Below are 24,306 nucleotides of genomic sequence, written 5' to 3'. Positions count from 1 at the left end.
AACGTGGCAAAAAGCACGCGCCAATATGTATTTGAAGGAATGGAACTGCTGCCGGTGGCGCTGATTCCTTTCGTCGAAAAGCGGCTCGAAACCTCGCTAAAGGGGCACTGGCAAGTCCAGGTGCTGGAAAAGCTGCCGAACTTGCGTCCTAACAGCAGCGGCGCGGTCGGTTGGGACCAGGCCGCGCTGTTCAACGTCATGGATCGCTTCTGGAGCGAGGCGTTCAAAGCGGTGCTCGGCCGTGCCGAACGCTCGCTGGTCAATGAGCTGGGCGACGTTCGGAACAAGCTATCGCACAACGCGACCTTCACCTACGACGACGCCGAGCGCGCGCTCGATTCCATGCGTCGGTTGATGGAGGCGATCAGCGCCGGCGAGACGGCCGAGCAGCTCGGCAAGATGCGCGACACTATTCTGCGCACGAAGTTCACCGAGCTTCGGCGCAACGAGGAGCGACGGAAAACCCAGCGTCTCGAAATCTCGGTCGAGACCGTGGCCGGCCTATTGCCGTGGCGCGAGGTGGTCGAGCCGCACCAGGATGTTGCCACCGGCGAGTTCCAGCAGGCCGAATTCGCAGCCGATCTCGCCAAGGTGCATTCGGGCAGCGCTCCGCCGGAATATCGCGACCCGCGCCAGTTCTTCAGCCGCACCTATCTGACGGAAGGTTTGAGCGCGCTGCTGATCGGGGCAGCGAAGCGGCTGTCCGGCAGCGGCGGCGATCCCGTCGTTGAACTGCAAACTAACTTCGGCGGCGGCAAGACACACTCGATGCTGGCCCTCTATCACATGGGCGGCCCGACTCCGGTCCAGGATCTCTCCGGCCTGGACCAGTTGCTCGAAAAGCAGGGCCTTAGCGTGCCGAAGGGCGTCAATCGCGCTGTGCTCGTCGGCACATCGCGAGGACCGCAGGACGTGCTCCACGCCGAGGGTGATCGGAAAATCCGAACGACCTGGGGTGAACTCGCCTGGCAGCTTGGCGGCGCTGACGCCTATGCCATGGTGGCGGGAAACGACGCCAGCGGCATCGCACCGGGCTCGAACCTCTTGGAGGCGCTCTTCAAGAAATATGCGCCGAGCCTAATCCTGATCGATGAATGGGTCGCCTACCTCCGGCAGATCTACAAGGTCGAGGGGCTGCCGTCGGGGTCGTTCGATGCGAATTTGTCCTTCGTTCAGTCGCTGACGGAGGCGGTGAAGGCTAGCCCCGGCACACTGCTCGTCGCCTCCTTACCCGCCTCGCAGATCGAGGTGGGTGGCGAAGGGGGCCAGGAAGCGCTAGCGCGCCTCAAGCAGACCTTCAGCCGTGTGGAATCCTCGTGGCGGCCGGCGAGCCAGGAAGAGAGCTATGAAATCGTCCGGCGGCGGCTGTTCAAGGACATCCCCGGCGACAAATTCCATCACCGTGACAACACGCTGAAGCAGTTCGCCAAGCTCTATCGAGAGAACGCCAACGATTTCCCGCAGGGCTGCGCGGACGAAGACTACCGCCGCAAGCTGGAGAAGGCTTATCCGATCCATCCCGAGTTGTTCGATCAACTCTACACGAGTTGGGGTTCACTCGAAAAATTCCAACGTACGCGAGGCGTACTCCGTCTGATGGCGCAGGCCGTCCACGAGCTTTGGATGAGCGGCGACCCGTCGGTGATGATCATGCCAGGAAGCGTCGCGGTTAGCTCGCCGCGCATTGAGCCGGAGTTGCTGCACTATCTCGACGTAAGCTGGCAGTCGATCATCGCCGGTGATGTCGATGGCACAACGTCCACGCCCTATAAGATCGATCAATCGGCGCCGAACCTGAACCGCTACTCGGCGACCAGGCGGGTCGCCCGAACGATCTTCATGGGAACCGCGCCGACGCACCAGCAGCAGAATACCGGTTTGGACGACAAGCAGATCAATCTTGGAGTCGTGCAGCCGGGAGAGCGCCCGGCAATTTTTGGAGACGCACTTCGGCGGCTGACCAACCAGGCCAAGTTCATGCACGCCGATCTTGGCCGCTACTGGTACTCCATGTCGGCCAGCCTCAACCGAATTGCCGCGGATAAGGCAGCGCAGATCGAAGCGGCGTTGGTTGACGTGACGATCGACGCGGAACTCGGCAAATATGTGAATGGCCTCGCGGATCGTGGGCATTTCGACGCCCGGCAGGTCGCGCCAGCCTCCTCGGCCGAGGTGCCCGATGAAGCCGGCGGCGTGCGGGCCGTGGTATTGGGGGTCGCGCATTCGCACAACGGACGCGACACCTCGGAAGCGTTGATCGAAGCGAAGGACATCCTGATGCAGCGTGGCAGCGCACCGCGCGTGTATCGCAACACCCTGGTGTTTATCGCTGCGGACGCCCGCCAGCTCGACAACCTGAAAGACGCCGTGCGCACCTCCCTAGCGTGGGGCGAGATCGTCCGCGACACTGATCGGCTCAACCTCACCCAGAGTGACAGTGCGCTCGCTAAGGCCAAGCTGGCCGAAGCAACCGAGACGATAAAGACGCGTCTCAAGGAGGCGTGGTGCTATCTGCATTATCCGACGCAGGAGAGTGCCCAGGCCGATGTCGAGTGGATGTCGGGCAAGATTCCGGCACAGGACGGGCTATTGGCGCGGGTGAGCAAAAAGCTCGTGGCCGAGGAAGGGCTGCTCACCGAACTGGGACCATCGCGCCTCGATCGCGATCTCCAGAAATACATCTGGAACGGCAAACCACACCTGTCATTGAAGGATTTGCTGGAGTATCTTAACCGCCACATCTATCTACCGCGACTGAAGAACCGGGACGTCTTGATTAAGGCCGTACAGGCAGCCGTCAGCGGCATGCTGCCCGGACCCTTCGCCTACGCCGAGCGATGGGATGAGAATGCAGGTGCCTATCTGGGGCTTGCAATCGAACGAACCGACAATGCGGTTGTGGTCATCGACAGCGATAGCATCATCGTGAAGTCTGACGTTGCTGAGGCACACAGGCCGGCCCCCGCAGAGCCTGGCCTGACCGGCGGTTCGGAGGCGCCTGGTGAGAAGTCGCAAAAATTCGAAGAGCAAGCAACGGACGGGGCTCCCGGTTCGCCTCATTCAGAGCGGAAGCCAACGCGGTTTACCGGCACCGTAATGATCTCGCCGGAACGGCCGGCAAGGGATATCCACCAAATTGTCGAGGCGATCGTCGAACAGCTCACGACGCTACCAGGTAACGAAGTGAGGCTAAGGCTCGAGATCGAAGCAGAAGTGCCCGGCGGACTCGATCGCGCAAAGGTGCGGACGCTGGTCGAAAATGCCAATACGCTCGGCTTTGTCGAGAAGTCGATCGAATGATAGTGAGGTAGTTCTGCCCGCCTATCCTGCGGCGCTCGTCCTATCATATAGCCGCCTTAAGCGAATGTTGTGAATCGGCAAGAGGCCCCGTTGCCGATCGGCGTCGTAAGTTATTGAAATTGTACGTACCACCGGGGTCAATCCGTGACGCCGATTCACGCACGCGGCCAGCTTCCATCTCAGTGATGATCTCGCTAGAGATTTGGTCGTAAGTTTTCGTCCGGCTTGTGCGGGCGTTCTGTGTACGCCTATTTCGGGGTATCGCGATTCTCTGCGACGGTCACTAAGAGCCATTCGCTCGCCTTAGTACCTATTGGCACGCCCCGTGTGCACCTTCACTCCCCTTGGTGACTAAGCTCTTGCAGCCTCGAGTGACGCCGCAATGGCGGCAGTGGAGCGGAAGAGAACAAACGGATCGCCGCGGGAAGGTACAAAACCGCGGCGCTGCCAGAACTGCGCCGCCTCGTTATCGACAGCGTTCACCACCAATGCCCGCCCACCGATGAGAGCAGCCGCCTGAACGCTGCGCTCCAATGCATGCTTGACGAGGCCGGTGCCGATCCCCTGCCCTGCCCAGGCCAAATCGGTTGCGAGTTGTCCGAGGAGAAGGCAGGGAACGGGATCAGGCGGTTGACCGGTGCGGATCGATCTCGGCATGACGGTGGGCACGATCGATGTCGGCGCGAGCCCATAGTACCCCACCACTCGGCCATCATCATGCACAACCATGACAGCCGTAAAACCCTTCTGCTGGTTGGAGAGCGCCCGGGTCTTCAGCCAATGATCGAGAGCGGGCTTGCCACAGGAGAAATCGGTAAGAACATGCGCCGCATTCAACGGCTCCGGTGCGGAGAGCACAGTGGATTACGGCTTCGAAGTGCCGCTGGTCTCCCAAGGCGCGGCTCGCCGGACCAGATCCACCATCTCAGGAATAGGCGCCGTATCGGCGGAAACGACATCCATGAAAGCGGCGAAACCCTCCGCGCTCATTCGAATGAGACCTGACTCCATAACCACCTCTTCGGCAGCGCGCACGGCAGCCTCGCGCACGAAGTCTGTGCGCGAGCGGCCGCGCAGGCTGGCGGCCCGGTCGATCATTGCGACATCCGATTCAGGCAGACGCATCGATATCGGATGCTCCTTGCGGTCGGCAACGGTAGCCATGGCAGGTCTCCTTTGTTGCATATATAGAGAATTGTATCGCAAAATGCAATACAGTTAGACTTATTTGGCTAAGCGGCCCAAACGCGCATTCGCACGATTTCATTCTGTTCAGAGTGTCTAGAATATTCTTTTGCACGAAGGAGCTGACGACGTGCCGCACCGATCCCAAGCCAATCTTGAATTTCACGGTTCTCATTTAACGTGTTGCGAAACACTGAAAACATCGTATCGCTGATTGACTGCTGCTGCGCTCGTAGATGATCCTCAAGCAGCTTATGCCGTGTAATGTACCCGGAGTTCACGCCAGGAACCGAATGATTCATCAACATCCTTGCGTCCAGTTCCGAGACACCCGCCGGCGTCGCCACGGTGCGATAGGTCTGGCGCAGTTCATTGCCCCATTTCGACAATGTCGCGCGATCTTCCTTGTGCTCAACCAGATGACCAGTGGCACTGTCTGCGGGAAACAGCCAGTCATTGGCCTCATACGGGTGCATCTGCCGACCAAATCGAATGCATCGCAGGAGGCAACAGACCATCTCCCTCGACAGCGGGATATCAAAGGCACGATCCGCACCTCCTTTCGGACGGGGGATGTGAAGCACCCTGCGGCGAAAATCCAGATGGGCTGGTTTCGCTTCTCTTAACGCGGCCGGCCGGCACGCGGACAGCAGTGTAAACAGGTGAAACTCGCGTCGGACGGGATTTTCAAGCTGGGCAGCCTCGATAAACCATTCCTTCAGGTCAATGAGACCCATGCCGCTATCGCGGCGTTTCTCATGGTTCCAGTCCACGCTGTCGACCGGGTTGTCTGCAGGCAGTTCCCGATTGGTCTTTCGAGCGTGATTGTAGATCGCCCTGAAAGTGCGCATGCTGCCATTGGCTATGTAGGGACCGTGCTTCTCACCAATCTCGTCATGTTTGGCGGCAACCCGGCCAGGATCATCGCCAAACTGCTTCAGGGGCATCTCCTGCCAATCCTTAAAGATCCGCTCGACGTGATCCCTATAACTCTCGATCGTGCGCTCGCTCCGGTTCTTACGCTGCATGGCAATCTTGTAGCGAGCCCAGGCTTGCTTGAGCGTGATGCCGGATGCCTCGTTATTTTCGCCGTTCGTTATCTCAGAAGCGTTTGAAGCCTTGGCAGCTTTCTCACCGTTCCTGGGATGAATACCCCGGCTGAGCTGGGACAGATACTCCTTCGCAACAGACCTCGCCGCACGCGTGGAGAGCTCCCTCGTGTCGCCAATGGCGAGACGAACCGTGGAGGCGCGCTTGCCTAGTTTTCGGAGATCCGCCTGTACCATGAAGGTCTTTTTTCGGGCTCCGACCATAAGGAAGAACCCTTTTAGCTCGGTATCCCGGACAATGTAGCGTCCCTTATCGGGCGGCATAAGACGTTCAATTGCTTTATCGTTCAATAGGATACGCATATCGGCCATGTCATGATACCTGAGATTTTTGAAACGGTTTTTGAAACGGTTTTGGCGCAACGAAGTGTTTAACGGTTGCAATTGGCAACAACCGCACGCTATACGATAATTAATTGAATATCAAGAGGAAATTGATGACTTCTGAGGTTAATAGAGCTAACGGATAAGGCGGCGTACGGCTCGCTTTAAATTCCTAATCTGAGGGTCGCGCGTTCGAATCGCGCCGGGGTCACCAGAATTCCTGTTTTATTGAATAAGTTTTTGAGGTTGCCGCGCCATGATGCGTTCATGCTGCATCCGTCAACCGATCGCGCTCTGATGCGTAAGTCGAGCTAAGGGCTGATTGTCGTGTCCTTGTCTTCGACATCGACGGTAACAAGGTTCATCAATTCCTCGCTTCCGAAGCCAATCGACATGGGACAAGTGACACCGGGGAGGACGCCGATGTCATAGAGCTCGGCGACGGCACCGTCGATACGGAACCATTCCACACAGGCGCCGGTGTCAAGGTCGATGACCTGGACACCGCACCAGGGCTCCGAATCGGCAGCCCTCAGCCGCTCATCGAGCGCCAGGCCCTCGAAACGTTGGTAACGTGGTTTGGAGAGCCCCACCAACGCATAACGGCCGTGGAAGGAAAGCCCGCGCAGGAAACCGGGGCAGAAGGCGAGCGGTTCGAACCGTCCCTGGCTGTCGCCGTCAGCGGGGATTATCGACCCGAGTTCACCGGTGCCTGAATTCAGGAGCCACAACCGGTCGCGGTACCAACGCGGGGAATGCGGCATGGAAAGTCCCTGGCAAACGATCCGGCCGGTTTCCACGTCCACCAAAACGCCGCCGTCGGCGCGCCGGTCTCGCCAGCCGTCAATCGTGTCGGACCGGCTCACCGCCGTGACAAAGGCCGGTCTCCCGTCCCTCATCGCCATACCGTTCAGATGGCAGCGGTCTTCGTCGACGATCCGGCTTACGAAGGGCGGCGTCCAGACCGGCCTGAAACTGTGTCGCTCGGATATTGTCGACAGACAGTTGAACCTCGTATTTACGAAAAGGATCCGTCCGTCACGGTCAATACCCAGATCATGTGCATCAAGGGCACCGGTGACGTGGGCAGTGCGCGGCACGAAACAGGCATCGAATGTGTCGTTGATCCGCTGGTTCGGTTCAAGCACGTTTTCCAGCCGCACGATTTCCGACAACGTGGCCAGGTATATGGTTCCGCCACTGACATGAATTCCCATGGCTTGCCGGAAAAACTGCTCATTGACCATCAGCCCGCCTTCCGGATTGCGGCCAAGCAGATAGAACTTGCCGGATTGGTAGGACGAAAAGGCAACCGAGATCTTGAGAGAGGCGAGAAGGCCAACGAGGCCGCCCGACATGGAATAGGTGACGCCAGCAGGTTCATCAGCCCGGGTCTCGCTATTGCCGACTGGCAGGTTCCTGCCCTCAGTCGGCATCAGCTTCCCGTTTCCAACCTGCCGAGCTCGCCGCCGGCATCGCATTAACCATCTATCTTGCTCTTTTTGCAGCACAGTTTTTGAAGATGTCGAATCAAAACATTAACCAATCCGGGAGCAAGAATAGCAGTAATTCGTTTTGTCCTGTTTCGATTACTCGCGATATGACGGCCGGCAAAGGCCGGCAGTCACCGGAAAGACCAGTTTCATGTGCTCCTTCCCCAAGTCCGCAGTACAAAGGCGGCTTATGCTGACCTCGGCACTCGCCGTCCCCGTCGTCTTCGGCTATGCGGGGCGCCAGGCCTACGCCGCCTGCAGCGCGCTTGGCGGTGGCACCTATCTGTGCTCGGGTACGCTGAGGACCACGCAAACCATCAACGCCGACCATGCCGACGTGACCATGGCTTCAGGCGCCTCCATCGACACAACCGGCGGCACCGGTAACGCCATCACCGTGACCGGGAACGGCGCCCTCAGCTTCATCAATACGACTGGCGGCCTCATCCAGGGCGAAGAAAACGCCATCGATGTCAGGTCAACAGGTGACGACGGCACAATCGAAGGGGCGGTGACCATCAATGTCACCGGGGACGTCAATGCCGTGAAAGGCCACGGCATCAATGCGCTCAATGAGTCAGGGTCGAGCGGGTCGATCACCGTCACTGCAGCCAGCGTCACCAGCGCGACAAAAGACGGCATCTATGCGCGCAACAGCACAACGGCCGGCCGCGATCTGACGATCACGACGACCGGTACGGTCTCTGGCGAAAAGAACGGCATACAGGCCAGAAATGACGGCACTGGCCGACTGTCCGTCACGACTGTCGACGTTTCAGGCGGATCGGGAAGCGGCATTTACGCATGGAACGAAGGCACGGACCTCAGCGTGCGCGCGACGGGTACAGTCACCGTCACGGGCGCCGGCTCAGAGCACGATGCAAGGGCAGGAGTCGTTGCCCGCAATTACGGTTCCGGATCCCTGACAATCGAAACTGTCGATGTTGTGGCAAGCGGCGACAGCGAAGTCGATGGCATCTTCGCAGACAACGCGTTTGGCACGGACTTGTCCATCTCCGCCACGGGAACCGTCACTGCTGAAAGCAACGGAATTACTGCGACGAACCGAGGGAGCGGAAGCCTCTCCATTACCGCCGCAGATGTCCGGGGCAGCGAAAACGATGGCATCTATGGCCTGATTGAGAGCACTGGCACCAACATGTGGATCACCGCCACCGGTGGAGTGTCGGGCGGGCGATACGGAGTATTCACCAAGAACGAAGGCAGTGGCGAGGTGACAGTGACCACCGCAACGGTGACGGGCGGGACAAAGGACGGCATATACGTTCGAAATTCGGCCAGCGGGACGGATATTACGATCACCGCAAATGGTCCCGTTACTGGCGAGGAAAAGGGCATCTACGCCCGCAACGACGGTACCGGAAATACAACTCTCACGGTCACCACTGCTGCTGGGGCGAAGAATGCCGGCATTCTGGCCAGGAACTTCAATTCCGCTGGGGACCTGACGATCACTGCAACAGGTACGGTTTCAGGTGCCTTATCAGGGCTCTTTGCCAGAAACTTCGGCACCGGCGCGCTCAGGATCACGACCTATGATGTTGAAGGTTTCGACGGTGATCACCCAAAAAACACGGCCAACGGCATCAATGTGGAGGCCCATGGTACGAGCCTCGCCATCACCAGCTCGGGTACCGTGAGCGGTACCGGGAGCGGTATTGCCGCGAGGAACATGGGAACCGGTTCCGCAACGATCAGCGCAGTGAACGCCACCGGCGGGGCCTTCGAGGGTATCTATGCCCTCACCAGTTTTACCGGCACGGACCTGACCGTAACCTCGACCGGCCGAGTTTCCGGAGCCACCTACGGCATCCGGGCCCAGAACGACGGCACGGGAACCACCACCGTCACCGCACATGACGTCTTGGGAACAAGCAAGGACGGTATCTATGCACGCGGCGCAAGTACAAGCGCCGACATCACCATTACCGGTTCGGTCTATGGCGGCCGGAATGGCGTCGGCCTGGACGTGGCCGGCCCCAACACGATCACCATCACCGGGACCGGAGCTCTCAGCGGCGGCGACAAAGCAATCAACACGACGCTGAATACGCCTGCCAGCGACGACACTGTTGTCAACTATGGAACGGTCACCGGCGACGTCGACCTGGGCGGAGGCACCAATTCCTTCGGCAACAGGTCAGGTGGCCTCTTCAAGAGTGCTTCAACCGTCAATCTTGGCGCCGGCAACACGCTGACCAACGAGGGCGACCTCTCACCCGGCGGCACCGGAGCGATCCAGACAACGGTACTGACCGGCATTTTCGTCCAGACCAGCAGCGGGACCTTTTCCGTAGACATGAACTCGGAAGCCTCGACGGTCGACCGGCTCAACATTTCCGGAACGGCGACGCTCTCAGGCAATGTGAAGGTTAATCCGCTGAACCTGGTCGACCCGACCAAGACCCTGACAATCCTGTCCGCGGCAGGCGGTGTCACCAACAACGGGTTGACCGCCAGGGACACCGTTGTGGTGGACTACACGCTTGTCTTTCCCAATGCGACGGACGTGGCCATCGGCAACCAGTATATCGACTTCTCACCCGTTGCTCCCGACGGCACATCGCAGCTCAGGACGCAAAACGAGCGCAATGTTGGCGCCAACATGAACGCAATCTACTCTGACGGCGGCGGTGCCATGCACGACCTGCAGTTGGAGCTGATGAAGATCGAAAGCATCGAGGCCTACCAGAAAGCCTTGGATCGGCTGCACGGCGAACATTACCTGGTACAGGTCGGGGCGGCGATTGGCAGCCTTCACAATTTCCGTGAATCCCTTTTGTCCTGCCCTTCCCGGCTCGATGGCGTCGCGGTTGCAGCCGCCGACGACTATTGCCTTTGGGGCCGGGTCCAGGGCCAGAGGGTCGATATTCGCCAAACCACGTCAACGATCGGCGGCGGAGAGACCAGTTACGGCTTTTCCGGCGGCCTTGAAGTGCCACTCGGCGACGGCATGCGGGTCGGTGTCGCCGGCACGGTAGAAACCAGCGAGCTTTCCACCAACAATTCAGGCACATCCGACGGCATGCGCTACACAATCGGCGCAAAGTTCGAAAAGACCTGGGGCGCGCTGGAGGCAAGTCTGGGTGGCTATGGCGGCCTGGCGCAATACGACACCGACCGCCAGGTCGGTCTCGGCTTTGGTACCGCCAGCAGTGATCAGATCATCTCATTTGCCGGGATCGTCTCCCGGCTGTCCTATGCGTTCGATACCGGTACGTTCCGCGTCGTGCCGATGGTCGACGTCGCTGCGACCCGGGTAGGCTTCGGCGACGTTCGGGAAACGGGAGCCGGATCCGCCAACCTCACCATATCTGGCAGCAACGACTGGATTCTGACTGCAACACCTGCTGTTGGTGTCATGGGCACGTTACACGAAAGCCCCGGTTACAGGATAAATGGCTCGCTGAAGACGGGTGTCAGCTTCTTTTCCAACAACGACTACCGCATCCATTCACGCTTCACTGAAGCCCCTTCGGGTGTTCCGAGTTTCGTAACCACGACCAAACTCGATACTACGGTCATGAATCTTTCCGCCGCACTCGAACTGCAGAAGGCCTCCGGCACTTCCTTCAAGCTCGCGTACACCGGCAGTTTCGGAAGCGTGAGCCGGAGCAACGGCGGATACCTAAGGGCAATCGTTCCATTCTGATAGCCGGTGCGGCCTGACTTCTTCATGCCAATGGCGGGATGCAGGCTGGCGGATGTGACACGGCCGAGCAAAGGTCACTCCAGGCCGGATAAAGGGCTGCGCACAGGGGATGCAGCCAAGCCGAGTGGCTTGAAACAGGTTTGAATGCGCAGGCAAAGGGCGCCTGCGCCGGACGTTTGTCGGTGGCCTTACGGCGTGACTGGCGTGTGCAGCGTCGTGACCGGGATGCCGGTGGCGACGGAGCCGTCGGTCAGGGCATGGCTGGGGTTGGCGGCCTTGGTGGCGGCGACACCGGCGAGGATCATGGCGACGACGGCGATGCTCCAGAATTTCATGGCACTGCTCCCTATGGTCAAGAGCGCTCCTGCCACGCAGGCGCAAGCTCTGTTCAGATCTGTACGCCCGGCCAAGTGTGACCGGGCGTACAAAAGCCGACCTTTTCAAACAGATGGCGCATCCGGTGACCGTCTCGGCAGACGTGGGAGGCAAATTCGCCACGATTCGAACTTCGACTTTCGTCTATATTAGACTTTAGGATGAGATTGAACAATGCCGTAGAGTTACTTATTATGCAAGTCTCTGACATGACTTGGCTTTTGGGCTTAGGCGCGACTGAAATCGCCTACCAGCTTCGCATGGATAAGGACAGACATCCCTGAAAAGGGTCGTTATGCGCTACGCGGCTTGCGCCTTTGCGCCGCCAGTTCGCGCGTATAGGCCGACAGGGCGTCCAGATGCTGCGCGGCGCCGGCGCTGTCGCGCGCGGCCAGCGCATCGGCCAGGGCCTGATGAAGATCGGCGATCCGTTCGCGGTCGCGCAGGCGGTAGACCAGCATGTTCATGAGTGGCTGCATTGCCTCGAAAGCAGCCGACAACTGGAAAACCAGGATCGGGTTGTCCGTTGCCCGTGCCACGGCCGAATGAAAGGCAACGTCCGACGCGCAAAAGTCCTCGTCGCTTGTGTCACGGTTTCTCTGCAGGGAAATTTCACGGGCAAGTTCGGACAACTGGTCGTCGGTGCGTTTTTCCGCCGCCAGCGGCAGCGCGGCAGCTTCCAGCGCAAAGCGGGCCTCGATGGCGTCTTCCAGCGGAATGTCGTTCATACCGATCAGGAGCCGCGTGGTGGTCATCAGGTTGTCCTGAGCTTCAGCCCAGGTCATGCGATTGACGAAAGCCCCACCGGAAGAACCCCGCTCGCTGCGGATAAGATTCTGGGCGGCAAGCCGTTTCAAGGCCTCGCGAACAGTCGACCGCGACACGCCGAAGCGCTCCGCCAGATCGGCTTCGCTCGGCAGGCGTTCCTCGCCGGCAAGCCGGCCTTCCAGAATGGCATTGCGGATGGCATTGGCGATCTGGACCGAAAGGCCCTCTTTTTGAATCGTGTTGAATTCAATCGCCAAAAGAACCTCCGAATTTTCGCCTGAACCCCGGCAAACCTAAAGAGACGACCCGGCACGGTCAAACAAATTGTTTAAATGTCTGACAATTAAATGTTTGACTTTTAGACACCGCCCCCGCAGCCTAGGTGAAAATTTATCGGGAGGATCGGGTGGACACCGTTGCGCGGCTCATGCCTGGCCACAGAGCGTTCTGGCTGACCTTTTATGCCACCATTCTGGTGGCCTGGGCCGTCCTGTTCGCCATGCAGGCAGGTGGCCTGAGGGACACCACGGACTGGCAGCTTACGGGGCTACCCATCGGGCAGCCGCTGGAGGCATTCCTGTCCCTGTGCTCGGCAACGGCCGCCAATGCCGGCTTCTGGGTCGCCGCCCTCATGTGGGCCCTGATGGCCCTGGCGATGATGGCACCAACAGCCTTTCCAGCTTTTCGCACCTATGCACAGCTGACACAGACAGCCGCCGCAGGCATCTTGCCGCTGGCCGCGCTTGTGGGTGGGTATCTGGCTGTCTGGCTCGGGTTTTCGCTTCTGGCCGGTTCTCTTCAGGTCTGGCTGGCGGGACAGAACCTGCTCGATCCATTCGGCAAATCCGTTTCCAACCCGTTGAACGCAGCCCTGTTGCTGCTGGCGGGGGCTTATCAGTTCAGCCGCCTCAAGCAGGCCTGCCTCAGCTCCTGCCGGAACCCGCTGACCTTTTTCTTCAGCCATTGGCAGCCGGGTGCCCGGGGCGGGCTTTCGCTCGGCCTCAGGCTTGGCGCCGTCTGCCTTGGCTGCTGCTGGGCATTGATGCTGCTCGCGTTTGTCGCCGGCACCATGAATCTCGCCTTCATGGGAGGCGCCATGGTGCTGATGACTCTGGAAAAACTTCCCGACATCGGCGCGAAACTTACCGCGCCGGTCGGCGTTTTCCTCATTCTGGCCGGACTGGTCGTTCTGGTTCTGCCGTTATTGCCAATAACCATATAGGGAGAAAATCATGTCCGGCTGGGCCATTAGAGGAGAACTGATCCTCAACTGCAATTGCACCGTCTTCTGCCCCTGCGTGGTGTCGCTCGGCAAGCACCCGCCCACAGAGGGTTACTGCCAGGCCTGGGCCGGGGTGCGCATTGACGAAGGCCATTATGAGGGCGAGGACCTGTCCGGGCTCAATGTCGGCCTGGTTCTGGAAATTCCGGGCCTGATGGCTCGCGGCAACTGGAAGGCCGCTGCCTATATCGACGAGCGCGCCAGCGAAGCGGCCTATGACGGATTGATCAAGATCTTCTCCGGCCAGGCCAAGGGCACCACCGGCCTGTTCCGGGTTCTGGTCAGCGAGTTTCTGGGCGCAGAGCGTGCCCCCGTCTCCTACACCAACGAAGGCAAGAAACGCCGCCTGATCGTCGGCAAGGCGATCAAGGGCGAGGTAGAGCCTGTGCGCGGCGCCAATCCGGACGAGGATATCGTCGTCAAGAACACCGAATACTGGATGGGTTCGGACATCACGGTCGCCACTGCCACGCAAGGCCGCGTGCGCGCTTACGGCAGGGTCTGGGATTTTGACGGCAGAAGTGCTGAAATCTGCCAGATCGACTGGTCCGGCCCGGCGGCGGAAGCCGCCGCCTGAAACCGAAGAGAAAAGGGAACAGCTCATGACCTTCAAGGCACTGATTGTCGACAAGGACGAAGACGGCAAAACCCACGCCTCGATTGAGAACATCGACGTGAGCCGCCTGCCGGAAGGCGATGTCACGGTTGCTGTCGAATATTCCACGCTCAACTACAAGGACGGCCTGTGCCTTGGCCCGGGAGGAGGACTGGTTCGAAACTACCCGCATGTGCCCGGCATCGACTTTGCCGGAACCGTCGAGGAAAGCTCCGACGACTGGTACAAGCCGGGCGACAAGGTGGTGCTGACCGGCTGGCGCGTCGGCGAAGCTTGGTGGGGCGGCTACGCCCAGAAGGCACGGGTAAAGGGCGAGTGGCTCGTCCCATTGCCGGAAGGCTTGACCACGCGCAACGCCATGGCCATCGGCACAGCCGGCTTCACGGCCATGCTTGCGGTCATGGCGCTTGAGGAGCACGGGCTGAAGCCTGAAAACGGGCCGGTTCTGGTCACCGGTGCCGCTGGCGGCGTCGGCTCCGTCGCAACCGCCATTCTGGCCAATCTCGGCTACGAGGTTGCCGCCGTCACCGGACGCGAGAGCACCTGGGATTACCTGAAGTCTCTTGGCGCCGCCCGCGTGGTGCCGCGCGATGACGTTGCCGAAACGGTCAAGCGCCCCCTGGAAAGCGAAACCTGGGCGGGCTGCATCGATGCTGTCGGCGGTCCGATGCTCGCACGTGTTCTCGGCCAGATGAAATACGGCGCATCCGTTGCAGCCGTCGGCCTCGCAGGCGGCGCCAATCTGCCGGCAACCGTCATCCCGTTCCTCCTGCGCGGCGTCAACCTGCTGGGCATCGACAGCGTCATGAAGCCGTATGACGGCCGCCTGAAAGCCTGGGAACGGCTGGCGAAAGACCTGCCGATGGACAAGCTGGAGGCGATGATCCATCCGGCAACCCTTGAAGACCTGCCGGCGCTTGGTGCCGACATCCTGAAAGGCCAGGTCAAGGGCCGTGTCGTCGTCGACGTGAATGCCTGAGACAATCCCTTGCCCGGGTGGACAATGCGTCTGCCCGGGCGAATTTCGTCACGGAAATGAATGCAGATCTTCAGGCAGCCGCAGCTTTTTCCTGTAAGCGCATGAAGTCGCGATAAGGCACCGGCCTGTAGCCAAAAAGCAGGTAATCGACCTTGTAGTGGTCGATCAGGGCCACATAGAGATCTTCCGCAATATCGACCACTTCAGTTTGCGGGTTCGCGTTTTCCCGTGGCAACGGCTTCTGGATATCGAGATCCTGCGCGAGCTGGGAAAGATCCATGTTCTCGAAACGGATCAGATAGTCCGGCGCCTTGTTGGAATGCATGTGCATTGTGTACTTGAACTGCGGCGGCACCACGAAGATCTGTTCGTTGAACATTTTCCGGAAGAAGGTCAGCGGGTCCCAGGTTGGCAGGTCAGGATACCGGCTGCGGAAGCTTCCGACATATTTTTCCCGGGTCATGAACCTGTATCCGGACAAGGCCCGGTCGATCGGATCTCGTACAGCAACAATAACCCTGTAGTCATTCCAGCATTCTACAGGTGTATTTGTCGTCGGGAATCCGTGATTCCAGACTTCTTCAAAGCCAAGCCAGTCTCTCAGGCTCGTACCAGCTACTTTGGGATTGTGTACAAAAACAATCTTTCGATCGTGGCATATGTTGGGATTCATATCCAAGGTTGTCCGAATTATTGTTCCGTAGCCTTAAAACAACATATTCACGACCTGATTCTCAAGAAAGAAATGTATTATTGGACAAAGTTTCACACTAAATAACACGTAAAGATTGAGTTTGGCGTTTTTCTTAGTGAAATTGCCATATATGAATTACCTCAATCGCATAAATCAGTTTATGAATTCAGAAATACGATCAAAATCATGAATATTTGAATTCGTAAACATTTCTGGATGTAAAAAACCTTCTTCATTTCGTCAAATTGGATAATTTATCTCAAAAAATCAGATCCTCTGATGTATAATCAATTCCCGGAACGTCCGAACTCTGTCTTCAGAAAATCGATCATCACCCGCACCTTGAGTGGCAGATAGGCCCTGCTCGGATAAAGTATCCATGCAGCGGTTTCGAAGTTCGCCGGAGCACACGTGTGGTCGGGAAAGAGATCGACCAGCCTGCCGTCCTTCAGGTCGTTCGCAATCAGCCAGTCGGCCAGCAATGCCGGACCAAGGCCAAGCCTGGCCGCTTCGCGTAGCGCAAGCGCACTTGAAATTGTCGTTCTGCCGGAAACTTCCACATCGAAGGGCGCGTCATCCCCAAGCCTGAAGCGCCAGGCATTGCGAAAATCCGGCAATGCAAAACACAGGCATTTTCGGGCAGTCAGGTCACACGGCACTTCCGGATGCCCTTCCCTTTCAAGATAGTCCTGCGAGGCCACCACCCGGTAATGGGTTTGCAGCAGCTTTGTGGAAATGAGATCGCCTTTCGGCGCCGCAGCCAGGCGGATAGCAAGGTCCAGTCCTTCGGCCAGAAGGTCGAGATTGCTGTCGGAGGGAAAAAGCTCGACCGAGATATCCGGGTACCGGTCGTGAAACACCGGCAGAAGCGGGACGATTCCTTCCAGCACGAAGGCAACCGACGCCGTCATGCGCAAGGTTCCCCTTGGCTGCTGGCTTCTGGCGGCAATGTCCTCGTTCGCCGCCTCGATCTCCTCCACAAGCGGCGCAACCCGCTGGAGATAGGCCTCGCCTGCCTCCGTCAGCGACAGCTTGCGCGTGCTGCGCTGGAAAAGCCGCTGACCAAGCTCCCGCTCGATTGAAGAAACCGTCCGGGACACATTCGAGGCATCGAGATCCAGCGCGCGCGCGGCAGCTGCCAGGCTGCCAAGGTCGCGAACGAGCAGGATTGTCTTGAGGGCTTGCAGATCCATTCATGCAGAATAAGCACGAATATCCTGTGAGCCACAGTATTTTTCCTCCACTCGCGCAGAAATAACCTTCGGGCATCGTCCAACCAGGAGATACCCGCATGACACTGCTTCTGCGCATCAATTCCAGTTCTCGCCAGACCGGCTCGCACTCCACCGCCATTGCCGATCATTTCGAGGCAAGCTACCGCCGCAAACACCCCGACTGCCGCGTGATCACGCGAAATGTTGCCGATGGTTCCATCCCGATCATCGGACAGAAGACCATCGAAGGTTTCTATACCGAGCCCGCCTCCATGACCGCAGACCTGAAGGAAGCGACAGCCCTTTCCGACGAGCTGATCGCCGAACTTCAGGAAGCCGACACCCTGTTGATTGCCGCGCCGATCTACAATTTCGCAGTTCCCGCGGCTCTCAAGGCCTGGATCGACCAGATCGTTCGTGTCGGGCACACATTTTCGTTTGACGGCAACAGCTTTCAGGGACTTGCAAAAACCCGGCGTGCGGTGGTGATTTCCGCCTATGGGGCCGAAGGCTATCTTGACGGCCAGCCCTTTGCCGCGGCCAACTTCGTGCAGCCTTACCTCAAGTTCCTGTTGTCGTTCCTGGGCGTTGAGGATATCCGCTTCATTGCCGTGCAAGGCACCGTCGCCGATCCTGAAAAGGCCTCTGCCAGCCTTCAGGCCGCCCGGCAGGAATGCGATCTGGCTGCCTGATCGGCCTTGCTGGCGAACACCGGTCTCCGCGGCGACTGCTTTTGCCACGGAGACCGTGCCGCAGATCTGGCCGAAACCGCCAAAAAAGGCGCGCAAACCGGTTGCATTCCAAGGAAAGCTCCCATATAAGCGCCCGGTCCAGAGTCGTCCGGCTCGTCGTGGACTGGTTTTCTGTGTTCTTGCGCAGACCGTTTTCGACAACCGAGGGCATGCCGTGTCGGCTCTGAATGCACCAACAAAAGAGTATCCGTTCTGAACGGATGCACCAAGGAAAGGATGCAAAATGCCCAAGCTGAAAACGAAGTCCGGCGCCAAAAAGCGCTTCAAAGTGACCGCGACCGGCAAGGTGAAGACCGCGCAGGCCGGCAAGCGTCATGGCATGATCAAGCGCACGAACAAGTTCATCCGCAACGCCCGTGGCACCACCACGCTGAGCGACCAGGATGCAAAGATCGTGAAGCAGTTCCTGCCCTACGCATAAAGCCAGCCCCGAAGGAGATCACCTAAATGTCACGCGTCAAACGGGGCGTTACCGCCCACGCTCGCCACAAAAAAGTAATCAAGGCAGCAAAAGGCTATTACGGCCGCCGCAAGAATACCATCCGCGTTGCCAAGCAGGCCGTCGAGAAAGCCGGCCAGTACGCTTATCGCGACCGCAAGGCCAAGAAGCGCAACTTCCGTTCGCTCTGGATCCAGCGCATTAATGCGGCAACCCGCCAGCACGGCATGACCTATGGCCGCTTCATCGACGGTCTGAACAAGGCCGGCATCGAAGTCGACCGCAAGGTTCTGTCCGACCTCGCCATCAACCAGCCGGATGCCTTCAAGGCCCTGGTTGATCAGGCTCAGGGCGCTCTGGCCGCTTAAGGCAGGCTTCCCGATCCGATTTGAAAAACGCGGTTCATTCGAGCCGCGTTTTTTGTTGCCTGGTGGCTGCCTATCAACTCGGCAATTCAAAGCTGCATTTTCAAGCAACTCTCTTTTTTATTGCAAACCCCGGAAATTGAAGCCTACCCTTCCGGTTCCGATGAGGCTGACCCTTCGTCAGCCTTGCGGAAAACAAGGAGGGTTGGATCCATGCAGCTTGTCGAGGCGTTCTTCGCCCTAATCGGCGACCTGACCTGGGGGTGGGCACTCATCCCGTTTCTCGTCGTCATTGGCATCTTCTTCACGGTCGTTACCGGTTTCGTTCAGCTACGCTTCTTCCTGCGTATGTTCCGCGTATTGTCTTCCAAGAACCAGTCGGGTGATCCCAACGCGATCTCTGCCCGCGAAGCGCTGCTTCTGTCTGTCGGCGGCCGGGTTGGCGGCGGCAACATCGCCGGCGTCGCCGTGGCGATCACGCTCGGTGGCCCCGGTGCGGTCTTCTGGATGTGGGCCGTTGCCCTTGTCGGCATGGCAACCAGCCTGATCGAGTGTTCGCTCGCCCAGCTCTACAAGCGCTCCACCGGTGACGGCACGTATCGCGGCGGACCCGCCCGCACCATCATCCATGGCCTTGGCGCCGATTACCGCTGGCTTGCAGTGCTTTATGCACTCTGCCTCATGGCCTCGTTTGCCTTCGGCTTCAACGCCTTCCAGGGCAACACCGTGGCGGGCGCCGCCGAAGAAAGCCTCGGCATCGGCCGGCTGTGGACGGGCATTGGCCTGACTGTGGTGACCGGCCTCATCGTCTTTGGCGGCATCCACCGTATTGCCAAGGCAGCGGACGTCATCGTGCCGATCATGGCCGTCGGCTATATCGGCATGGCGCTCGTGATCATCCTTCTCAACATCACCGAAGTTCCCGGCGTCATCTACACCATCGTTCTCAACGCCTTCGGGCTGGAAGAGGTGGTTGGCGGCGGCATGGGCGCAGCCCTTGCGCAAGGCCTGCGCCGCGGGCTGTTCTCCAACGAAGCCGGCCTCGGCTCGGCTCCCAACGTTGCCGCCACGGCGGAAGTCCGCCACCCGATCAGCCAGGGCATCACCCAGTCCTTCTCGGTCTTCATCGACACGATGATCATCTGCACCTGTACGGCGCTGGTCATCCTTCTCGGCGATGTCTATGTGCCGGGTGCAGAAGGCGTTGACGGCGTGGTCCTGACCCAGCAGTCCCTTGCCTCCCACCTCGGTGGCTGGACGAGCTATTTCCTGACCGGCGCGGTGCTGCTCTTCGCGTTCAGCTCCATCATCTACAACTACTACCTCGGCGAAAACGCCCTCAGTTCGATGACATCCAGCACCATGGCCCTGCACGTTCTCAGGGTCGCCGTGATGGGCGTCGTGTTCCTGGGGGCGACGGCACCGAATGCAACCTCGGTGTTCTTCTTCTCCGATCCGCTGATGGGCGTCCTGGCGGTCGTCAACCTACTGGCTCTGATGATGCTGTTCCCGACAGCCAAGCGGATCCTGGACGACTTCAAGAGTCAGCTTCGGGAAGGTGTGGCCCGACCGGTGCTGAACCCTGACAACTTCTCGGATCTCGACATCGACCGCAGCGCCTGGACCGGCAAGGCGCCGGACTGACGGGCTCAAAGACGATCACTTGCACTGGCGCGGCCTCCTGGTCGCGCCAGTCTGCCTGCGCCGGGGCCTGCCAGCACTTTTCTTTTGAAGCCCGGTGTGGTCCTGTTCCAGTATCGGTTCAGTCAGCAAACCCGAGGCAGCAGGTTGCCCCTGACAGCGAAACAACATGGTGTCATGAAGGGCATGATCGCGGCGGTAATCGTCGCGGCCACCGGGCTCGGCTTCGGCGCCGTTCAGTATCCGCAGGACTGGCTGCCGGACGGCTCGCCGCAAGCCCGCCTTACGCTCGCCGCCCAGTGTCTGCTGGCCGGCGCTTTCTGGCTGCTTTTGTCGATAGGCCTCCTGGCGCGGCATCGCTTTTTCACACCGGAGGATATCGACGGCAGCGGACTGACCTCTGGCACCGAAAAGGCCAAGGTGTTGCAGGCCGTGCTCCAGAACACGCTGGAACAGACCACGCTGGCCGCCCTTGCCTACATCGCATTCGCAGCACTTGCCCCGGCCGGGTATCTTGGCGCTTTGCCTGCTGCTGCTCTGCTGTTCTGGTGCGGACGCGCTCTGTTCTGGAACGGTTATGAAAAAGGCGCTGCCGCCAGGGCCTTCGGCTTTGCCCTGACGTTCTATTCAACCGTTCTTCTGTTTCTGGCCGCCCTCGCTTTTTCCTTCTTTTGATCGGACGGATCTCTTTTTCATGCATCACGTGATCATTTACGACTGCGAATATCTGACCGCGCCCGGCGCCATGAGCCGGCAATGGTGCGGGCCACTGGATCCGGATCCGAATGTCGCCCAGATTGGCGCGGTGAAACTCTCGCTCGGGGGCAGTTTTGACATTCTCAAAACCTTCAATGTCCTGATCAAACCGAGGGACAGGTTTGGTAGGCACCCGACGGCAGATCCTTTCTTCACCGAACTGACCGGCATAACCCAGGCGGACATCGACCGCGAAGGCATTGCCCACGCCGACGCATTGGAAAGGCTCGCAGCCTTCGCAGAGGGGGCGAATTTCTGGTCCTGGGGCAAGGACGAACTCACCCTTCTGGCGATCAGTTCCTATATCGAAGGCCTGACACCACCTATCCCCGCCCACCGCTTCGGCAACGCCATCGGCCTAATCTTGAATGCGGGCATTCCCTTTGAGGATATGGGCAAAATGACGAGTGGACGCCTGGCGGAATATTTTGACCTGAAGACACCGGACGGGCGGCAACACGACGCTCTCGACGATGCCATGTCGGTTGCCGTGAGCCTGCAGCATCTTCTGAGGAGCGAAAAACTGACCGCCGAAGACTTCGCTCTGCCACTCGCGGTCCGGCTGCCAGAACTGTCGGAACACCGTTCAGCCTGAGTCCTCCACTCGCACGCCAAACCTGATTCCCTTTGCCGTCAGGACTTGCCCCTGCCTGCAACGGGCCGGTTCCGGTTACCACCGCTATCCCCGCTTCCCACTGAAAAGTGTCCGATTTTGCGCCACTGCATTAACGATTATTAATGCGGATCGGCGGTTTTCTGCGGACAAAAAGTTAACAAGAGGTTAACGTGGCACGGTGATTGCGACGTTTCAGGTGAGGCAGCCTTGGGCGTGCCATTCTGAAACAATGAGGCGTTAAATCGTGCGAGTTAACCCGGTTTCTTCTGCAGGTCGTGCCAATGTGAGGCGGAAGCGTCCCTCCGTGGGAGAGACGGAATCCGAGCGGCAGGCGACCTTTGCCACGCATCTTCCCGTTCCCGTGGAACCGGAGCTTGAGCGCGAGCAGATTGCTTTCAGCGCGCGCTACCGCCCGAACTCTATTTTCCTCGCCCATCTGATCGCGACTCGAGATGGAGAGCCCCAGACAAGGTTCCGCAGGCAAACAGAACCTCTCACCGGCGTGAACTCCTATCGGGCAACTGCTGCCCTGCCACGCCAGCGCCCTGCCGGCCGACTGCTCAAGACCGAGCGCTAGGCCAACCTGTTTCAAAGTTCCAGAAGTACCACTGGAGACCTTCAACCCGGGGCATTGCTCCGGGTATTTTTTTGGTTTGCACCAGCATGTTTCAGGTGAGGATCCTGGAGGGGCATATCAGGCGGACAGCACAGGCTGGAGGCTGAAGCACCGCGCCAAATGACGGCATCGGGAACAAATTCTGCTGACAACCGTTACCCTTAGACAGCAGCGGGCAAACCCCTCACCCGTCAAAGTGTGACGCGCGTCACATTTTTCTGTTGTCAGAGACCCTATATTGAAAAACAGATCCGGACTCCCCGGACCTCCGAAAGACTGGCCACGGACTGGCCCACCCCGGAGACTGAAATGCAAGTAAGACCCGTATCGGCCATCCATCCCATGCGCATCCGGCAGAAGCCGGTAACCGCGCCGACTGAAAGAACCGGCTTCGGTTCGACGTCAAACGGTCAGTTTGGCGCTCTGGATGCCGTCCCTGCGCATCTCGCCGCACAGGCTTCTCAGCGCGACGCCTATTACGGCGCCCATGCCGAATATGCCACCCAGCTTTTGGCCGGAGACTCGTTTGACGAGCAGACCTGGCTGGAGCGTCGGCAGCATGTCGCGCAATATGCATCCGCCGCCGAAGACGGCGACGAACGCTCCTACACGATCTCCCTGTCTGCCTGACCTGTCAAAAAAACGCTCAGGCTTCCACACGCAGGAAACCGGCGAGGCCGGTTTTCTGGTGTTCGATCACATGGCAATGGAATGCCCAGTCGCCCGGATTGTCGGCAACCAGGGCCACTTCCATGGTTTCTTCTTCCAGAAGCAGCGCGGTATCCGTCACCAGCGGCGGCAGCTTGCGCTTGTTCGACCGCAGCAACTGGAACGACATGCCGTGCAGATGGATCGGATGATCGTTTGGTGACTCGTTTCGGAAGCGCAGGATGTAGGACTTGCCGTGCCGCATGGTCGCCAGCGGATCGAACGGCCCAGGCACATCCCCGCCCCAGGCCACCCGGTTGATCGACCAGAAGGTATAGCCGAGCGAACCACAGATGCTGGCCTGCGGCGCATCCCCGGCCGGAGACCAGCCGAACACGAAATCCAGAACCTCGGCATTGGCAAGGTCTGCCTGTGGCACCGGGTTCGGCTTGAGCGGCCTCAGTTCGCGCAGGTCCCTGCCGGCTGTCGTGCCCTTGGGCTGGAACGTCGCCAGCACCTTGTCGCCATTCGGCTTTTTCAGAACAAGCGTGGCGACCTCGTCTTCACTGTCCGGAACACGCAGGGCAACATCAGCCCGCTGGCCGGGCGCAAGCACGATTTCGTCCATCGCCACCGGCTGCGGCAACGGGTTGCTGTCGATCGCGATCACCAGCGCCTCGGCACCGGAAACTGTATATCTGCCGACCCTTGTGAGATCGGTGACAGCCAGACGCAGACGCACGAGAGAGCCTGCGGCTAGTTCATAAACGGGCTGTGGTTGCCAGTTGACTGTCGAAACGGTTCCGAGAGTGCCGCCTCGCGCGGCATTGCGAGGCTTGTAGAAGGCAATGAACTGGCCGTCGCCTCCAAGCCGGAAATCACGAATGTTCAGTGGCAGGTCGCTGTCGAAGCCGGCATCTTCCTCATCTTCCACCACGATCACCCCGGTCATTCCCCGGGCAATCTGTTCCAGCGTGTTGCAATGCGGGTGGTACCAGAAGGTGCCGGCGTCAGGCGGCGTGAACTCGTAGCGGAACGCGTTTCCCGCCTCGATCGGATATTGGGTCAGATAGGGTACGCCATCCATGTTGTTGGCGATCCTGAGCCCGTGCCAATGCACCACCGACGCTTCATCAAGCGCGTTCTTCACGTCGATCGTGGTGGTCTGTCCCTTGCGGAACCGAAGCACCGGTGGCGGGCCACTGGGGCTGAAGCTCATCATGTCAGCCGTGACCGTTTCCGGCAGCACGGAATGATTGAGCCTTGAAAGGGTCAGGCTGTGCTCGGCGGCCAGTGCCTGCCTGGCACCAAGTCCACCGGCTGCAAACGCCGTCAGCGCCCCGGCGCCGCCAAGCAGGATCTCCCGCCTCGAAAATCCGGGCATATTGAAAACCTCATATGATTATCGGCGCGTCCAACCGCACCAAACACCCGTGAGGCGGCGATCACAAGGTTCAAATT

The 24,306-nt window shown here is 59.3% G+C and carries 22 protein-coding genes; 13 read left to right on the top strand and 9 right to left on the bottom strand.

The features are described from left to right. The first annotated feature begins 3 nt into the window (after positions 1-3). Positions 4-3,300, top strand: a complete 3,297-nt coding sequence (locus FIV03_RS06810; protein ID WP_152505130.1) for a DUF499 domain-containing protein — start codon at positions 4-6, stop codon at positions 3,298-3,300. Between the two features lie 351 nt (positions 3,301-3,651). On the opposite strand, the gene FIV03_RS06805 is transcribed toward FIV03_RS06810, so the two are convergent. The 4 genes from FIV03_RS06805 to FIV03_RS06790 form a co-directional block, all read right to left on the bottom strand. Continuing rightward, positions 3,652-4,158: a GNAT family N-acetyltransferase gene (locus FIV03_RS06805; protein WP_152505129.1), complete on the bottom strand. Its 507-nt coding sequence runs from the start codon at positions 4,156-4,158 to the stop codon at positions 3,652-3,654. Between the two features lie 6 nt (positions 4,159-4,164). After that, a complete protein-coding gene (locus FIV03_RS06800) occupies positions 4,165-4,464 on the bottom strand; it encodes a DUF1778 domain-containing protein (RefSeq protein WP_152505128.1) in 300 nt (99 codons plus the stop codon). Positions 4,465-4,532: 68 nt separating this feature from the next. Next, positions 4,533-5,906 (bottom strand): integrase family protein, encoded by a 1,374-nt coding sequence (locus tag FIV03_RS06795; protein ID WP_152505127.1) that lies wholly within the window; start codon positions 5,904-5,906, stop codon positions 4,533-4,535. 323 nt (positions 5,907-6,229) lie between these two features. After that, positions 6,230-7,354 carry a TIGR03032 family protein gene (locus FIV03_RS06790; protein WP_209009884.1) on the bottom strand — a complete coding sequence of 375 codons (1,125 nt, stop codon included), beginning with the start codon at positions 7,352-7,354 and terminating at the stop codon, positions 6,230-6,232. Positions 7,355-7,601: 247 nt separating this feature from the next. Here FIV03_RS06790 and FIV03_RS06785 point away from each other — a divergent pair, with 247 nt between their 5' ends. Next, positions 7,602-11,084, top strand: coding sequence for an autotransporter outer membrane beta-barrel domain-containing protein (locus FIV03_RS06785; protein WP_173013790.1), 3,483 nt, complete (start codon positions 7,602-7,604; stop codon positions 11,082-11,084). A 188-nt stretch (positions 11,085-11,272) separates the two neighbouring features. Here FIV03_RS06785 and FIV03_RS31515 read toward each other — a convergent pair whose 3' ends face one another. Beyond that, entirely contained in the window at positions 11,273-11,440 is a 168-nt protein-coding gene (locus tag FIV03_RS31515) for a hypothetical protein (protein WP_173013789.1), read from the bottom strand. Between the two features lie 312 nt (positions 11,441-11,752). Next, a complete protein-coding gene (locus tag FIV03_RS06780) occupies positions 11,753-12,484 on the bottom strand; it encodes an FCD domain-containing protein (protein WP_152509086.1) in 732 nt (243 codons plus the stop codon). 149 nt (positions 12,485-12,633) lie between these two features. Between FIV03_RS06780 and FIV03_RS06775 the strand changes: the two genes are divergently transcribed. Genes FIV03_RS06775 through acuI form a run of 3 tightly spaced genes read left to right on the top strand, consistent with a single transcriptional unit; the run spans position 12,634 to position 15,104 of the window. Then, positions 12,634-13,449 carry a DUF2182 domain-containing protein gene (locus FIV03_RS06775; RefSeq protein ID WP_209009883.1) on the top strand — a complete coding sequence of 272 codons (816 nt, stop codon included), beginning with the start codon at positions 12,634-12,636 and terminating at the stop codon, positions 13,447-13,449. A gap of 10 nt (positions 13,450-13,459) precedes the next feature. Then, positions 13,460-14,086, top strand: coding sequence for a DUF1326 domain-containing protein (locus FIV03_RS06770; protein ID WP_023002616.1), 627 nt, complete (start codon positions 13,460-13,462; stop codon positions 14,084-14,086). 25 nt (positions 14,087-14,111) lie between these two features. Next, positions 14,112-15,104 (top strand): acryloyl-CoA reductase, encoded by a 993-nt coding sequence (gene acuI / locus FIV03_RS06765; RefSeq protein WP_152509085.1) that lies wholly within the window; start codon positions 14,112-14,114, stop codon positions 15,102-15,104. A gap of 70 nt (positions 15,105-15,174) precedes the next feature. Here the strand turns inward: acuI and FIV03_RS06760 are convergent, their stop codons facing one another. Both FIV03_RS06760 and FIV03_RS06755 read right to left on the bottom strand, forming a co-directional pair. Next, a complete protein-coding gene (locus tag FIV03_RS06760) occupies positions 15,175-15,567 on the bottom strand; it encodes a hypothetical protein (RefSeq protein ID WP_023002614.1) in 393 nt (130 codons plus the stop codon). 518 nt (positions 15,568-16,085) lie between these two features. Further along, entirely contained in the window at positions 16,086-16,991 is a 906-nt protein-coding gene (locus FIV03_RS06755) for a LysR family transcriptional regulator (protein ID WP_152509084.1), read from the bottom strand. Positions 16,992-17,089: 98 nt separating this feature from the next. Between FIV03_RS06755 and FIV03_RS06750 the strand changes: the two genes are divergently transcribed. The 8 genes from FIV03_RS06750 (at position 17,090) to FIV03_RS06715 (ending at position 22,827) form a co-directional block, all read left to right on the top strand. After that, positions 17,090-17,704, top strand: coding sequence for an NAD(P)H-dependent oxidoreductase (locus FIV03_RS06750; protein ID WP_152509083.1), 615 nt, complete (start codon positions 17,090-17,092; stop codon positions 17,702-17,704). A gap of 283 nt (positions 17,705-17,987) precedes the next feature. Then, positions 17,988-18,185 (top strand): 50S ribosomal protein L35, encoded by a 198-nt coding sequence (gene rpmI, locus FIV03_RS06745; RefSeq protein WP_023002610.1) that lies wholly within the window; start codon positions 17,988-17,990, stop codon positions 18,183-18,185. A 26-nt stretch (positions 18,186-18,211) separates the two neighbouring features. Beyond that, on the top strand, positions 18,212-18,571 hold the full coding sequence (gene rplT, locus FIV03_RS06740; RefSeq protein WP_023002609.1) for a 50S ribosomal protein L20: 360 nt from the start codon (positions 18,212-18,214) through the stop codon (positions 18,569-18,571). A 210-nt stretch (positions 18,572-18,781) separates the two neighbouring features. Then, complete coding sequence (locus FIV03_RS06735) at positions 18,782-20,212, top strand: alanine/glycine:cation symporter family protein (RefSeq protein WP_152509082.1); 1,431 nt, start codon at positions 18,782-18,784, stop codon at positions 20,210-20,212. A 144-nt stretch (positions 20,213-20,356) separates the two neighbouring features. Continuing rightward, the gene (locus FIV03_RS06730) at positions 20,357-20,884 is read left to right on the top strand and encodes an MAPEG family protein (RefSeq protein ID WP_209009882.1); all 528 of its coding nucleotides are present in this window, start codon (positions 20,357-20,359) and stop codon (positions 20,882-20,884) included. Between the two features lie 19 nt (positions 20,885-20,903). Next, positions 20,904-21,560, top strand: a complete 657-nt coding sequence (locus FIV03_RS06725) for a 3'-5' exonuclease (RefSeq protein ID WP_152509081.1) — start codon at positions 20,904-20,906, stop codon at positions 21,558-21,560. 325 nt (positions 21,561-21,885) lie between these two features. Continuing rightward, positions 21,886-22,158: a hypothetical protein gene (locus FIV03_RS06720; RefSeq protein WP_152509080.1), complete on the top strand. Its 273-nt coding sequence runs from the start codon at positions 21,886-21,888 to the stop codon at positions 22,156-22,158. Between the two features lie 348 nt (positions 22,159-22,506). Continuing rightward, complete coding sequence (locus tag FIV03_RS06715; protein ID WP_139314091.1) at positions 22,507-22,827, top strand: hypothetical protein; 321 nt, start codon at positions 22,507-22,509, stop codon at positions 22,825-22,827. Between the two features lie 16 nt (positions 22,828-22,843). Here FIV03_RS06715 and FIV03_RS06710 read toward each other — a convergent pair whose 3' ends face one another. Further along, positions 22,844-24,229: a multicopper oxidase family protein gene (locus FIV03_RS06710; RefSeq protein WP_152509079.1), complete on the bottom strand. Its 1,386-nt coding sequence runs from the start codon at positions 24,227-24,229 to the stop codon at positions 22,844-22,846. Between the last annotated feature and the right edge of the window lie 77 nt (positions 24,230-24,306).

Source organism: Labrenzia sp. THAF187b (assembly GCF_009363375.1).
GTDB lineage: Bacteria > Pseudomonadota > Alphaproteobacteria > Rhizobiales > Stappiaceae > Roseibium > Roseibium algicola.
This window is presented reverse-complemented; position numbering and strand designations above follow the sequence as displayed.